The organism is Nocardia implantans (genome assembly GCF_035544775.1).
Taxonomy (GTDB): domain Bacteria; phylum Actinomycetota; class Actinomycetes; order Mycobacteriales; family Mycobacteriaceae; genus Nocardia; species Nocardia implantans.
In genome coordinates, this window is the sequence record NZ_JAYKYQ010000001.1 from 426590 (window position 1) to 440343 (window position 13754).

10 protein-coding genes are annotated in these 13754 nt (G+C 68.6%); 4 read left to right on the plus strand and 6 right to left on the minus strand.

Annotation, left to right across the window (positions count from 1 at the left end; all coding sequences use genetic code 11):
• Window positions 1–159 precede the first annotated feature (159 nt).
• From sdhC to U3653_RS02015, 3 genes are read left to right on the plus strand one after another with little or no spacing between them, the layout of a single operon-like run.
• The gene (gene sdhC / locus U3653_RS02005; protein ID WP_195079516.1) at window positions 160–990 is read left to right on the plus strand and encodes a succinate dehydrogenase subunit SdhC; all 831 of its coding nucleotides are present in this window, start codon (window positions 160–162) and stop codon (window positions 988–990) included.
• 25 nt (window positions 991–1015) lie between these two features.
• Complete coding sequence (locus tag U3653_RS02010) at window positions 1016–2956, plus strand: fumarate reductase/succinate dehydrogenase flavoprotein subunit (protein ID WP_195079517.1); 1941 nt, start codon at window positions 1016–1018, stop codon at window positions 2954–2956.
• 2 nt (window positions 2957–2958) lie between these two features.
• On the plus strand, window positions 2959–3705 hold the full coding sequence (locus U3653_RS02015; protein ID WP_039803305.1) for a succinate dehydrogenase/fumarate reductase iron-sulfur subunit: 747 nt from the start codon (window positions 2959–2961) through the stop codon (window positions 3703–3705).
• A gap of 46 nt (window positions 3706–3751) precedes the next feature.
• Here U3653_RS02015 and U3653_RS02020 read toward each other — a convergent pair whose 3' ends face one another.
• From U3653_RS02020 to U3653_RS02040, 5 genes are all read right to left on the minus strand, one after another.
• Complete coding sequence (locus U3653_RS02020; protein WP_323124340.1) at window positions 3752–3955, minus strand: hypothetical protein; 204 nt, start codon at window positions 3953–3955, stop codon at window positions 3752–3754.
• Window positions 3956–4037: 82 nt separating this feature from the next.
• Window positions 4038–4262, minus strand: coding sequence for a DUF397 domain-containing protein (locus U3653_RS02025; RefSeq protein ID WP_323124341.1), 225 nt, complete (start codon window positions 4260–4262; stop codon window positions 4038–4040).
• Between the two features lie 173 nt (window positions 4263–4435).
• Window positions 4436–4906 carry a DNA-directed RNA polymerase subunit beta gene (locus tag U3653_RS02030; protein ID WP_195079519.1) on the minus strand — a complete coding sequence of 157 codons (471 nt, stop codon included), beginning with the start codon at window positions 4904–4906 and terminating at the stop codon, window positions 4436–4438.
• A gap of 195 nt (window positions 4907–5101) precedes the next feature.
• Entirely contained in the window at window positions 5102–6043 is a 942-nt protein-coding gene (locus U3653_RS02035; RefSeq protein ID WP_195079520.1) for a DNA-3-methyladenine glycosylase family protein, read from the minus strand.
• 343 nt (window positions 6044–6386) lie between these two features.
• The gene (locus U3653_RS02040; RefSeq protein WP_195079521.1) at window positions 6387–9176 is read right to left on the minus strand and encodes an FAD-binding and (Fe-S)-binding domain-containing protein; all 2790 of its coding nucleotides are present in this window, start codon (window positions 9174–9176) and stop codon (window positions 6387–6389) included.
• A 1035-nt stretch (window positions 9177–10211) separates the two neighbouring features.
• Between U3653_RS02040 and U3653_RS02045 the strand changes: the two genes are divergently transcribed.
• Entirely contained in the window at window positions 10212–12092 is a 1881-nt protein-coding gene (locus U3653_RS02045; protein ID WP_195079522.1) for an ABC transporter ATP-binding protein, read from the plus strand.
• Window positions 12093–12104: 12 nt separating this feature from the next.
• On the opposite strand, the gene U3653_RS02050 is transcribed toward U3653_RS02045, so the two are convergent.
• Window positions 12105–13625 (minus strand): alpha/beta hydrolase, encoded by a 1521-nt coding sequence (locus U3653_RS02050; RefSeq protein WP_195079523.1) that lies wholly within the window; start codon window positions 13623–13625, stop codon window positions 12105–12107.
• Window positions 13626–13754 lie beyond the last annotated feature (129 nt).

Below are 13754 nucleotides of genomic sequence, written 5' to 3' on the forward strand. Positions count from 1 at the left end.
CCCTGCCCGATGTGGCGTAAATCATACGGTTGACGGCGGGGCGGGTTTGTCGAGACCCCGCTCGATCAATAGCGGACGTGTCGTATGGTGCTCAGCATCACATTCGATTGCGGAGGTACCGATGACCACCCGCACACAAGATCAGCGAGGCATCCCCCTGTGAGTGCCGCACCGACCGCCGCCCCCGAAGCGGGCACCGGCGTATTCAGCAGAACAAGGGCCCGGATCTCGGATCGCACATTGCGCACCGACCGATGGTGGATCCCCCCACTCGTCACGGTGCTCGGGCTCGCCGCGTTCGTCATCTACGCGACGATCAGATCGTATGTGCGTACGGCATATTGGGTTCCTGACTATCACTATCTGACCCCCTTCTACTCGCCGTGCCTGAGCACTTCCTGCGTCGAGGGCTCCAGCCATTTCGGCACCCCCTTCGGCGAGCTGCCCGCGATCCTGCCACTGGGCTTCGTGGTGCTGCCGTTCCTGCTCGGCTTCCGGCTGACCTGCTACTACTACCGCAAGGCCTACTACCGGTCGGTGTGGTTCTCCCCGCCCGCCTGCGCCGTGGCCGAGCCGCACGCCAAGTACACCGGCGAGACCAAGCTGCCGCTGATCATCCAGAACGCGCATCGCTACTTCTTCTATGTGGCCGTGGTGGTCTCGCTGATCAACACCTATGACGCCGTCGTCGCCTTCCACGGCAAGACCGGCGGCTTCGGTTTCGGCCTCGGCAATATCGTGTTGCTGCTCAACGTGATCCTGCTGTGGGCCTACACGCTGTCGTGCCACTCGTGCAGGCACATCGCGGGCGGACGGCTCAAGCACTTCTCCGCGCATCCGGTGCGCTACTGGTTCTGGACTCAGGTCTCCAAGCTGAACACCCGGCACATGACGCTGGCCTGGACCACCCTCGGCACGCTCGTGCTGACCGACTTCTACGTCATGTTGGTTGCCAGCCAAACGATTTCGGATCTGCGGTTCATCGACTGACCGCCTCATCGAGGAGTTTTTCTGCATGGCAGAAGTGGAACGGCACAACTACGACGTCGTCGTGATCGGAGCGGGCGGCGCCGGACTGCGGGCGGTCATCGAAGCCAGGGAGCACGGCCTGTCCGTCGCGGTGGTGTGCAAATCGCTGTTCGGCAAGGCCCACACCGTGATGGCCGAAGGCGGCTGCGCGGCGTCGATGGGCAACGCTAACGAAAAGGACAATTGGCAGGTCCATTTCCGGGACACGATGCGCGGCGGCAAGTTCCTCAACAACTGGCGCATGGCCGAATTGCATGCCCAGGAAGCGCCCGATCGAGTGTGGGAACTGGAGACCTACGGAGCGCTGTTCGACCGGACGCCGGACGGTCGCATCAGCCAGCGCAATTTCGGCGGCCACACCTACCCGCGGCTCGCGCACGTCGGCGACCGCACCGGCCTGGAGATCATCCGCACCATGCAGCAGAAGATCGTCTCGCTGCAGCAGGAGGATTTCGCCGAGACCGGCGACTACGAGAAGCGCATCAAGGTCTTCGCCGAATGCACCATCACCGAATTGCTCAAGGACGGTGACCGCATCTCCGGCGCGTTCGGTTACTGGCGCGAATCCGGCCGCTTCATCCTGTTCGAGGCCCCGGCGGTGGTCCTTGCGACCGGCGGTATCGGCAAGTCCTACAAGGTGACCTCCAACTCATGGGAGTACACCGGCGACGGGCACGCGCTGGCACTGCGGGCGGGCGCGACGCTGATCAACATGGAGTTCCTGCAGTTCCACCCGACCGGCATGGTGTGGCCGCCCAGCGTGAAGGGCATCCTCGTCACCGAGGGCGTGCGCGGCGACGGCGGGGTGCTGAAGAACACCGAGGGCAAGCGGTTCATGTTCGACTACATTCCGCCGGTCTTCAAAGGGCAGTACGCCGAGACCGAGGAAGAGGCCGACCAGTGGCTGCGTGACAACGACTCCGCGCGCCGCACACCGGACCTGCTGCCGCGCGACGAGGTCGCCCGCGCCATCAACGAGGAGGTCAAGGCCGGGCGCGGCACCGAGCACGGCGGCGTCTACCTCGACATCGCTTCCCGGATGCCCGCCGAGGAGATCGTGCGGCGGCTGCCTTCGATGCACCATCAGTTCAAAGAGCTCGCCGACGTGGACATCACAAAGGAGCCGATGGAGGTCGGCCCGACCTGTCACTACGTGATGGGCGGGATCGAAGTCGATCCGGACACCGGTGCGGCCACGGTGCCCGGCCTGTTCGCCGCGGGCGAGTGCTCCGGCGGCATGCACGGGTCCAATCGCCTGGGCGGGAACTCGCTGTCCGACCTGCTGGTGTTCGGTCGCCGGGCCGGGCTCGGGGCCGCCGCCTATGTGGAACAGCTCGGCGAGCGTCCGTCGGTCGCGGAGGACGACATCACGAACGCCGCGCGGGCCGCCGTCGCGCCGTTCGATCCGCCCGCCGACGGCAAAGGCGAGAACCCCTACACCTTGCACACCGATCTGCAGCAGACGATGAACGACCTGGTCGGCATCATCCGCAAAGAACACGAGGTGCGCGAGGCGATCGACAAGCTCGCCGAGCTGCGCGCCCGGTTCCGCCAGGTGACCGTGGAGGGCCACCGCCAGTTCAACCCCGGCTGGCATCTCGCGCTCGACTTGCAGAACATGCTGCTGGTCAGCGAATGCGTGGCGCACGCGGCGCTGCTGCGGACCGAGAGCCGCGGCGGTCACACCCGCGACGACTACCCGTCGATGGACCCCGACTGGCGGAACAAGCTGCTGGTGTGCGCGGTGGATCCGGACACGGCCGGCGACCCGATTCCCGGTGTCACCGTGACGCGCAAGGATCAGATCCCGATGCGATCGGACCTGCTCGCCCTTTTCGATCTCGGCGAGCTCGAGAAGTACTACACCCCGGATGAACTCGCCGGGCACCCGGCCGCGGCCGGGCATTCGACGGAGCGAGAGGCGTAACGATGGGTTACGACGCCAAATTCCGCGTATGGCGCGGCGATCTCGACGGCGGAGAACTGCAGGATTTCACCGTGCTGGTGAACGAGGGCGAGGTGGTGCTCGACATCATCCACCGCCTACAGGCCACCCAGGCGCCCGATCTGGCCGTGCGCTGGAACTGCAAGGCGGGCAAATGCGGTTCTTGTTCGGCCGAGGTGAACGGGCGGCCGCGGCTGCTGTGCATGACCCGCATGTCCACCTTCACCCAGGACGAAGTGATCACGGTGACGCCGATGCGCACCTTCCCCGTGATCAAGGACCTCGTGACCGACGTGTCGTTCAATTACGAAAAGGCGCGCGAGATCCCGTCTTTCACGCCACCCGCCGATCTCAAACCGGGCGAGTACCGGATGAAACAGGTCGACGTGGAACGTTCACAGGAATTCCGCAAGTGCATCGAGTGCTTCCTGTGCCAGAACACCTGTCATGTGGTTCGTGACCACGAGGAGAACAAGAAAGCGTTCGCCGGACCCCGCTATTTGATGCGGATCAGCGAATTGGAGATGCACCCGCTCGATGTCGGCGACCGGACCGAGCTCGCGCAGGACGAGCACGGGCTCGGGCTGTGCAACATCACCAAATGCTGCACCGAGGTCTGCCCCGAGCACATCAAGATCACCGACAACGCGCTGATCCCGATGAAGGAACGGGTGGCCGATCGCAAGTACGACCCGCTGGTCTGGCTGGGCAACAAACTGTTCCGCCGCTAGTCGCCGGACAACCGGCCGGGGCGATCCCCGGCCGGTCGGCGCACCCTTACAACATGGCCACGACACCGAGGGCCACCACCCACACCAGCAGGCCGACGAGCAGCGCCGACAGCAGCGAGCTGGTGAGGACGAAGACTCCGACCGCCGATACCGCGAACAGCAGCGCGACGATCAGCCATTCCACCCAATCGTCCGGCCGCAATTTCCGGTACCGGGGATGGGAACTCTTGAGCCCACGGTCCACAGACATTGGGCTACCCGTATCCGGCCTCGGCAAACGTCTTTCCGTTGCCGAAAATGTGTCATTCCGTGATCTCGAAGGCGGGCGTGCCTCAGCGTGGCCGGTCGAACTCACCGTCCTGCACCCCGGCGGTGAAGGCGGCCCACTCTCCCGGCGTGAAGATCAACACCGGGCCCTCGGGGTCGTTTCCGTTGCGCATTCCCACATGCCCGTCGGCGAGCAGGGCCACTTCGACGCTGTCGTTTCCGGAACCGTCTCCGGCTTTCCGCCACGTGGCGCCGGTCAGGTCGATGTTCGCGTTGCCTTGAATGCTCACGAAACGGACTCCTTCGCTGTCTGCCGTGGGGAGACGTACGGACCGAGAACCCAGCACCATCGCTGGACATACGCACGCGCGCCCGATAGTACCGCCGCCGCCGGGCGGGCACCGGCGAAAAGGCCGGTACCCGCCCCACGATCCGGTGGAATCTCCCGGTGCGGCCCCCGCCCTCAGCGGCGGCGCGGCGCGGGCTCCGCCCATGCCCGAATGGCCGCGACCACCACTCGCCCGGACGGCCGAAACCTGTTGCGCGGCGGCACGATCCAGGAGCGGATCGCGCCGACCGACGCCGTCGGGGACGGCAACGCGATCGTCGACCCGGTGCGCGACACCGAGACGTTGAGCCGGAACAACTCCGCGAACAAGCGCGTATCGTTCTCGGGCAGATCCGGCGCGATCAGGAAAGTCCAGCGATTGGAGCGGGGATGCGCCAGAATCGGGCCGAGCCGCACGCTCTTGCTCTGCATGTGCGCCTTGACGGCCTGTCCCAGGCCGCTCGGCATGGTCAACGCCCACACCGACCCGGCGCGCATCACGATCCGGCCGAGTTCGGGCGGATCGACGACGGCGGGCAGATCGCACTCCCGCCGGTAGAACTGGCATCTGGATCGCGGTGTATCCCCCAGTGGCCTCTGCTCCACTGACAACCCCCTGCAGTTGTGTGGTTCGACGATGAGGTGCGCGCCATTGCGAACCCCTTCGGCTATCGCTCACGTACCGATGTGAATGCGGCGACGGCCGAGTGTGGCGCGACAACCTCTAGTTTTGCTTTTCCCCGCCCCGCACCGACTGATAAAGAAGGGGCAAAACTGCGGAAAAGTGAACGCGCGGAGGGATCAGTGCCAGGTGTGGTCGGTCAGCGGGGTGCGCGGGCCGAACTTCGGCTTGTGGAAGTGGCCGCTGATCTCGAGCAGGCGGATCGCCCGGTAGCGATGCGGGCGTAGCGGTTCCAGATATTCGACCATCGCGTCATCATCGATGGGACGGCCGAGCAGCGTCCAGCCGACCGCGGCGGCGAGGTGGTAATCGCCGACCGACAGCGCGTCCGCGTCGCCGAAAGCCCGCTGCGCGATCTCCGCGGCGGTCCACACCCCGATACCGGGGACACTGCGCAGCATCCGCGCCGCCTCGACCGGATCGACCCGGGCCGCGCGCTCCAGCGAATCGGCGATTCGAGCCGCGCGCACGATGGTCTGGGCACGCTGCGGTCCGACATTGGCGCGGTGGTAGACCCAGGAGGGGATGCGCCGCCAAGCGTCCGCGTCCGGCGGCAACCGCATACCCTCCGGCACGGGGCCCGGCGCCGGTTCGCCGTACTGCCGCACCAGTTTCCGCCACGAGGCCCGTGCGGAAATTGTGTGCACCTTCTGTTCCAGCACCGACGGCACCAGCGCTTCGAAGACCAGGCCGGTGCGCAGCATGCGCAGGCCAGGAAAGCGGCGGTGGGCATCGACGAGCTTCGGATGATCCGGGAGGAATGCCGAGACGTCCTCGTCCAGGCAGAGCATGTGCTCGAGACCCGCGAGGAATTCCGCCGCGCCCGGACCCCACGCGTGGGCCTGCACGGTGAACGGATCGGACTGGGCCAGGCGGTAGGTGACCGGACCGGTCGGCAGCCGGGAAGCATGCCAGTGCGCGCCGTCGGCCGTCACCCGGTGGCACGGGTCGCCCGCGCCGCGACCGAGGGGGGCCAGCGTGCAGGCCAGATCGATCGGCCGATCCGTGGTCACGGTCCGGCTGGCTCCCGGCTCGACCGTCACGCTGCGCACCGGAATCATTCTGCCCGGTGCGCCGCGCGGCGCCGCGTCCGCCTCCGCCGGGCGGGGCGGATTATCATCTGAGCCACACCAAAGGCTTTTCATACCGATCGCACATAATTATGGATTCGTAATACGATGTAACGGCACGAGATTAGCGGCGATATTGTTTTAGTTCGGCAAATATCTGGCTGTAGCAATGACGGAGGTTCTCTGATGATCACCAATGTGCTCAACTGGTTGCTCAACGCCTGGGGTGGGGTTTTCGCGGGCAGCTCGGGCTACCAGATCCCGCCTGGCACCTTGCCGTTCGGCAGCTGAACCACGCGGGCGCCCACCGGCCCGTCGGCGGGCGCTCGAAAGCTCACCCTTCCAGCAGGAATTGCGCGATATGGCGCGCCCGTCGCCCGGAAAGGGCAGCGGCCTGCGTGCGACAGGAGAAGCCGTCGGCGAGGAAGAGCGCGTCCGCGCCCGCGGCGCGCAGGGCGGGGAGCATGCCGTTCTCGGCCACCGCGACCGAAATGTCGTAATGGCCCGATTGCATTCCGAAATTGCCCGCCAGCCCACAGCAACCGGTGATTTCCGTCACCGTCACACCCATGCGGGCTAATAAACGGCGATCGGCATCGAATCCGAGAATCGCGTGCTGGTGACAATGCGGTTGAACGACCACGCGCCTGCCGGTCCGCCGCGGCGGGCGCCAGGTCGGCTGTTCGGCGAGGAACTCGGCCAGGGTGCGCACGGCGGCGGCGGTCCTGGCCGCTCTCGGATCGTCCGGCAACAGTTCCGTCAGGTCCGCGCGCAGGACCGCGGTGCAGGACGGCTCCAGCCCCACGACCACGCCGCCCGCGTCGACGTGCTCCTGCAACGCGGTCAGCGTCGCCCGCAACCGCGCGCGGGCGCCGTCGAGCTGACCGGTGCTGATCCAAGTGAGTCCGCAGCAGACGCGCCGCTCGGGGATCCGCACGCGGTAGCCCGCCGCGGCCAGCAGCCGTGCCGCGGCCAAGGCGATCTCCGGGTCGAACGCGTCGGTGAAGGTATCGATCCACAGCATCACCTCGCCGGAGACACCGCTTCCGACCCGCTCTTCGGGCGCGTAGGCGGACTCGGCCAGCCGGTCGCCTTCGTCCAGATCGCGCCAGATGCGGCGGAAGGTGCGCGGGGCGAGGCGCGGCACGTCGCGGCGCGGGTCGATGCCCGCGGCCCGCAACCCGGCTCGGCGCAGCGCGGTCCGGCCCGCGAGCGCGTTGACGACCCGCGGCATCCGGCTCGCGACGGACAGCCATCGAGGCAGCCAGCCCAGCGCATAGTGATCGACGGGCCGGAGCCGGTGGCGGTAGCGGCGATACAGCGTCTCCGACTTGTAGGTGGCCATGTCCACACCCGCGGGGCAGTCCGACCGGCACGCCCGGCAGGACAGGCACAGATCCAGCGACTCGGCGACGGCGTCCGACGACCAGGGCAGCGCGCCGCGCGCCACCTCTTGCAGCACCCTCGCCCGCCCGCGGGTGCTGTCCTTCTCGTCCCGGGTGGCCTGGTAGGACGGGCACATGAAACCGCCGTCGGCGCGACATTTGCCGACGCCGACACAGCGATGGACCGCGACGCCCATATCGCCGTCGTCCTCCGCGAGCAGGTAACCCTTCGACGCGGCGACGCGACCGAGTCCGGCCAGCCGCAGGTCGGCGTCGATCGGCCGCGGTGCGACAAGCACGCCGGGGTTGAGGATGTCGCCGGGGTCGAACAGCGCTTTGTACCCGGCGAAGACCTCGAGCACCGCGGGGGAGTACATCGCCGCGAGCAACTCGGAGCGAGCCCGGCCGTCACCGTGCTCGCCGGACAGCGAACCGCCGTGCCGGACGACCAGCTCCGCCGCGTCGAAGAGGAAGGCGCGGAAGCGGTGCGGCGCGTCGGCGATCGGGAGATCGAGGCGGACATGGATGCAGCCGTCGCCGATATGCCCGTACAGCAGCCCGTCGACGCCGTGCTCGCGGGTCAGGTCGGCGAAATCGCGCAGGTAGGCGCCGAGCCGGGCAGGTGGGACGGCAGCGTCCTCCCAGCCGGGCCAGGCCGGCTGCCCGTCCGCCGTGCGGCCGGCCAGCCCCGCCCCGTCGGCGCGGATTCGCCACAGTGCCGCGGCGATGCCTGGATCGGTCACGATCCTGCTGTCCACCGCGCCCGCCGTCCGGCACAGCCGCTGCGCGGCGGCCAGCGCCTCGGCCCGCGTCGCGCCCGCGGTCTCCACGAACAGCCACCCACCGCCGCGCGGGAGGTCGGGCACCGTCCCCCGGTGCGCCCGCACCACGTCCACCAGCCGCGCGTCGATGCCCTCCACCGCGATCGGCGCGCAGGCCAGCACGGCGGCGACGTCGTCGGCCGCGGTGGCGATGTCGGGGTAGCCGAGCACCGTGAGCACGGTGGCCGCCGGCAGCTCGACCAGCTCCACGGTCGCGCCGAGCAGCAGGCCGCAGGTGCCCTCGCTGCCGACGAACGCCTTCGCCGCCGACGCGCCGCGCTCGGGCAGCAGGTGTTCCAAGCCGTAACCGGATGCCTGGCGGTCGAAGCGGCCGAGATCGGTGCGCAGCACCGCGAGATTGGCCCGGCTGAATTCCGCGAGACCAGGCACCGCGGACAGGTCGGCGGCCAGCGTGCGCTCCGTGCAGGTGCCGTCCAGGATGCGCAGCTCGCGCACCGTGTCGGAAGTGCGGCCCCACGCGACGGCGCGCGGTCCGCACGCGTTGTTGCCGATCATGCCGCCGAGCGTGCAGCGGTTCTGCGTCGAAGGGTCGGGCCCGAAGCGTAAGCCGTGCGGACGGGCCGCGCGCTGCAACTCCGACAGGACCACGCCCGGCTGCACGGTGGCCAGGCGCTGGTCCGGATCGATCGACACGACCCGGTTCATATGCCTGCTGAAATCGAGCACCAGCCCGGGGCCGATCGCGTTGCCCGCCACCGACGTTCCCGAGCCGCGCGCGGTCACCGGCAGCCCCTCGGCTCGGGCGAATTCCAAGGTATTCGCTACGTCGTCGTCGGTACGGGGGAAGACGACCGCCGCCGGGAGGACCCGATAGTTCGACGCGTCGGAGGAGTACTCCGCCCGCCGCCGGTCGGAGGTGTCGACCGCACCATCGATCCTGCCGCGCAGGGCCGCCATCCGGTTCACTGTGTTTATTCTTCCAGCGCCTGCGGCGCTGGGTGTTCGCGGCCCTCTTGTGGCTCGCGTTTACGCGACCGCCGCTTGCTCCTTCGTCGCGTGCGCGGCGGCCGCGCAAACGCGAGCCGGGCCGCGAACGGCGGATGCTCGGTCTCGCTTCGCTCGAAACCGGTGGTGGGGGTGCGCTGGGCGCGTCGGTTGCGGAGCCTGCCGCCCAGGTGCGCGATTCACAGTGGCCGATGACAGGGCGGTCGGCACGCGTGGCCGACCGCGGACAAGGTGGTCCTGGAGACCACCGACCCTGACGGTGAAATATTCGCCCACAGCGTCACCCACTGGGCGCGCCGATTGCCAAGCCCGCTGCGCGAGTGCACGGCCCACAGCGGCCGACGACAAGGCGATCGGCACGCGTGGCCGACCACGGACAAGGTGGTCCTGGAGACCACCGACCCTGACGGTGAAATATTCGCCCACAGCGTCACCCACTGGCGCGCCGATTGCCAAGCCCGCTGCGCGAGTGCACGGCCCACGGCGGCCGATGACAAGGCGGGCGGCACGCGTGGCCGACCGCGGACAAGGTGGTCCTGGGGACCGCCGACCATGGCGGCACGTGTTCGTCTACGGCGTCGGACCTCTACAGGCGGTGCGAAAGGATTGTGGCGGCGCTGGCTGTCCGGCGTTCCAGGCCCATGCGGTCGTGCCGGCTGCTCGCCGGATCGAGACTTGGGGGAAGCGGCGCATCTGTGCGTGCACGCTCGGCGGTATGCGTCGGTGACGAATGCTTCGCCGACACGCCGCGCCGATCGCCCTCCGCCGTTCCGAGGCGGGCATGCCGGCGGCGTTCGCCGGGTGTTCGCCGCGCCGGTTGCGCCAACGTCATTCGCGTCAGGGGCGGTGGGAGGTTCGGGGCCTCGGCCGGTTTCGCTGTGGGCGGAAACCCTCGGCTGACGGAATCGACTTGAACTCAACCATTGTTGAGGTCTTAGTGTCGGTGGCCAGGTCTTGGATGGGTGGGGAGCGAAGAGGGAGTACGACGTGAGCATCGAATCCGTGGCGTGGAGCCAGATGTACCGGCGGGCGAACGCGCCGCAGGAACAGCGGCCGTTCCGGCTCGCCACCGCGCGGCGCATCCTGCGGTTCGCCGCGCCGCACCGGCGGCGGATCGGCGCGTTCCTGCTGTTCAGTGTGGTGTCGGCGGTGCTCGCGGTGGCGACGCCGGTGCTTGCGGGCCGGGTCGTCGACCACATAGTCGGCGGGGCGGCGCCACGGGTGGTGGTCGTTCTCGCGGCGGTGATCGGCGTGCTCGCGGTGTTCGACGCGGGGCTCGGGGTCGCGATCCGGTGGATGTCGGCGCGCATCGGTGAGGGGCTCATCCTCGATCTGCGCACCGCCGTGTTCGACCACGTGCAGAAGATGCCCGTCGCCTTCTTCACCCGCACCAGGACCGGCGCGCTGGTCAGCCGCTTGAACAACGATGTGATCGGCGCTCAGCGGGCGTTCAGCGACACCCTGTCCGGCGTGGTGGCCAACCTGGTCACCCTCGCGCTGACCCTCGGGGTGATGATCAGCATCTCGTGGCAGATCACCTTGCTCGCGCTGGTGTTGCTTCCGGTGTTCGTGTTCCCGGCGCGCCGGATGGGCAACCGCCTGGCCGACTTGCAGCGCGAAGCCGCCCGGCTGAACGCGGCGATGAGCACCCAGATGACCGAGCGGTTCTCCGCGCCGGGCGCGACGCTGGTCAAACTCTTCGGGCGGCCGGAACAGGAGTCCGACGAGTTCGCGCTGCGGGCCCGCCGGGTGCGGAACATCGGCGTGCGCACCGCGATGCTGCAAACGGTCTTCGTCACCTCGCTCACCCTGGTGTCCGCGCTGGCGATCGCCTTGGTGTACGGCCTCGGCGGCTGGTACGCCCTGCGCGGGCAGCTGGACGCGGGCGCGGTCGTGGCGCTGTCGCTGCTGCTGACCAGGCTCTACACCCCGCTCACCGCACTGGCCAGCGCCCGGATGGAGATCATGGCCGCGCTGGTGAGCTTCGAGCGCGTCTTCGAAGTGCTCGATCTGAAGCCGCTGATCGAGGACGCGCCGGATGCGAAACCGGTTCCGGAGGGCCCGGTCGCGGTGGAGCTGGACGCGGTGAGCTTCGGCTACCCGTCGGCCGACAAGGTGTCGCTGGCCTCACTGGAGGACGTGGCGAATCTGGACACCCGCGGCGGGGTGCAGGTGCTGCACGACGTGTCGCTGCGCGCCGAGCCCGGTCAGCTGGTCGCGCTGGTCGGCTCGTCGGGCGCGGGCAAATCGACCATCGCGCAGCTTGTCTCCCGTCTCTACGACGTCGACGCGGGCGCGGTGCGGTTGAACGGCGTCGACGTGCGCGAGGTGACCACCGGATCGCTCCGCGACACCGTCGGCCTCGTCACCCAGGACGGGCACCTGTTCCACGACACCATCCGCGCCAATCTCCTGCTCGCGCGGCCGGAGGCCACCGAGGACGAACTGTGGGACGCGCTCGAGCGCGCCCGGCTGCGCGACTTGATCGCGTCGCTGCCGGACGGGTTGGAGACCGTGGTCGGCGAGCGCGGCTACCGGCTCTCCGGGGGTGAACGCCAGCGCCTGACCATCGCCCGCCTGCTGCTCAAGCAGCCGCGTGTGGTGATCCTGGACGAGGCGACCGCGTCGCTGGACTCCACCTCGGAAGCCGCCGTGCAGGAGGCGCTGTCCGAAGCGCTGGAGGGCAGGACCGCGTTGGTGATCGCGCACCGGTTGTCCACCATCCGCGCCGCCGACCAGATCCTGGTGCTGGAACAGGGCCGGATCGTGGAGCGCGGCACCCACTCCGAGCTACTGAACGCCGATGGCCGCTACGCGGAGCTGTACCGCACCCAGTTCGCCGAGGAACCCGTCACGGCCGCGGCCTGATCCGTTGTCGGGCTAGCTCGCCGTCTGGTCCGCGGTACAGGTGGTGTCGGCCTCCGGCAGGGTTCCCGCGCCGAAGTAGGCGTTGATCGCGTTGTTCACGCAACTGCTCAGCTCCGGCCGGAACGTCATGTGAATGCGGACGTCTTGCAGGCTGACCAGGCGCGACGCCGACAGGTACTGGTGCAGCCGGACGCCGTGCGCATAGGGAGTGCGCGGATCGCCCGTCGCCTGCACGATGAGCGCGGGCACGGCGTTGCGCACCACGGTCGGCGGCTCCACCGGGCGCGGCCAGAAGGCGCACGGCTGGATATTGCCCGCCAGCGCACCGAACACCGGCTGCGTGGCGCGGTTCTCCTCGATAGTGCGCCAGTACCAGAGCGGATCGATGGGCGCGCTGACATCACCGCAGGCGATCTCCGCGAGGACGGAGTTCTCGTTGTCGCGCAGCGCCGCCACGATGGCGCGCAGCCGTGGCGTCTGCGCGGTCGTGGGCGGACCGCCCGCGGCGTCGGCGAGTTCGCGCACCGTCGCGGCCAACGGCTCGTTCAGCCGGAAGTTCCACAGCAAGGCGTGCAGGATGAACGGCAACCAATGGTCGTCGATCGCGAATCCATCGATGACGATCGGCCTGCGGTTGGCGATCCGGACCAATTCCTCGATCTTCGCGCGCACCTGCTGCGGCGTCGCGCCGAGCCGGAACTGCTCGTCCCTGGCGGCGGCCCACACCGCCCAATCGTCCAAGGCGATTTCGTCGGCGGGTCCCCAATCCTGGACCAAGCCCGTCCAGTACCGATCCGGGTCGATCGCGCTGTCGAGCACGATCCGATCGCTGCGCTCGGGGAACATCTGGGTGAACACGGCCCCGAGGTACGTGCCATAGGACAAGCCGTAGAAGTTGATCTTCTCCTCGCCCAGGGCGGCCCGCACGACGTCCATGTCCCGCGCCGTGTTGCGAGTGGTGAACTGCGGCACCAACTGCGGATCACGAACGACGCAGCTCGCGGCCATGCCCGCGGACTGAACGGTGTCGTGCGCGAAGCCCAGCGGATCCAGGCCCGCCGACCGGACCATCTCGCCGACCGGCCAGCCGCACCGCGGGCTCGAGGTGGATTCGCCGACGCCGCGCGGGTCCAGCCCGATCAGGTCGTAACTCGCCAGCACGTCCGGCGACAGCACGTCGCCGAGCAGATCCACACTGTCCAGGCCCGGCCCGCCGGGACCACCCGGATTCGACACCAGGATGCCCCGCCGCCGCGCCGGATCGCTCGCCTTCACCCGGGATATCGCCAAAGTGATCGTGCGACCGCCCGGCTGCCCGTAGTCGAGCGGCACGACGACGTTCGCGCACTCGCCACCGGCCTTGTCCAGATTCTCGACGCCGCACGGCTTCCACTCCAGCGGCTGGTGATAGAAGCGGTCCAAGCCGTTCGCGCGCGAGTCGTTCACCGGATCGGCCCGGCCGTACGCGGGCGCGGCGAGCAGCGCGGACGCCGCCACTATCGACATCGAACGCCAGAACAGATTCGCGGACAAGGAAGTTCGCCTCTCGACCGGAGCGAGCACGGAGATGATGCGGAAGAACCGTATCGGATCGGTGCTCGCGACGGCGGCAACGACTTCCCCCGCGCGGCGGGGTCGGGTCACGACCGGTGCCGGGATGTC

Excerpts from the sequence above, each read along its gene's own strand:
- U3653_RS02010 (WP_195079517.1), top strand. The coding sequence starts at position 1,016 with ATGGCAGAAGTGGAACGGCACAACTACGACGTCGTCGTGATCGGAGCG.
- U3653_RS02015 (WP_039803305.1), top strand. The coding sequence starts at position 2,959 with ATGGGTTACGACGCCAAATTCCGCGTATGGCGCGGCGATCTCGACGGC.
- U3653_RS02020 (WP_323124340.1), bottom strand. The coding sequence starts at position 3,955 with ATGTCTGTGGACCGTGGGCTCAAGAGTTCCCATCCCCGGTACCGGAAA.
- U3653_RS02035 (WP_195079520.1), bottom strand. The coding sequence starts at position 6,043 with ATGATTCCGGTGCGCAGCGTGACGGTCGAGCCGGGAGCCAGCCGGACC.
- U3653_RS02040 (WP_195079521.1), bottom strand. The coding sequence starts at position 9,176 with ATGGCGGCCCTGCGCGGCAGGATCGATGGTGCGGTCGACACCTCCGAC.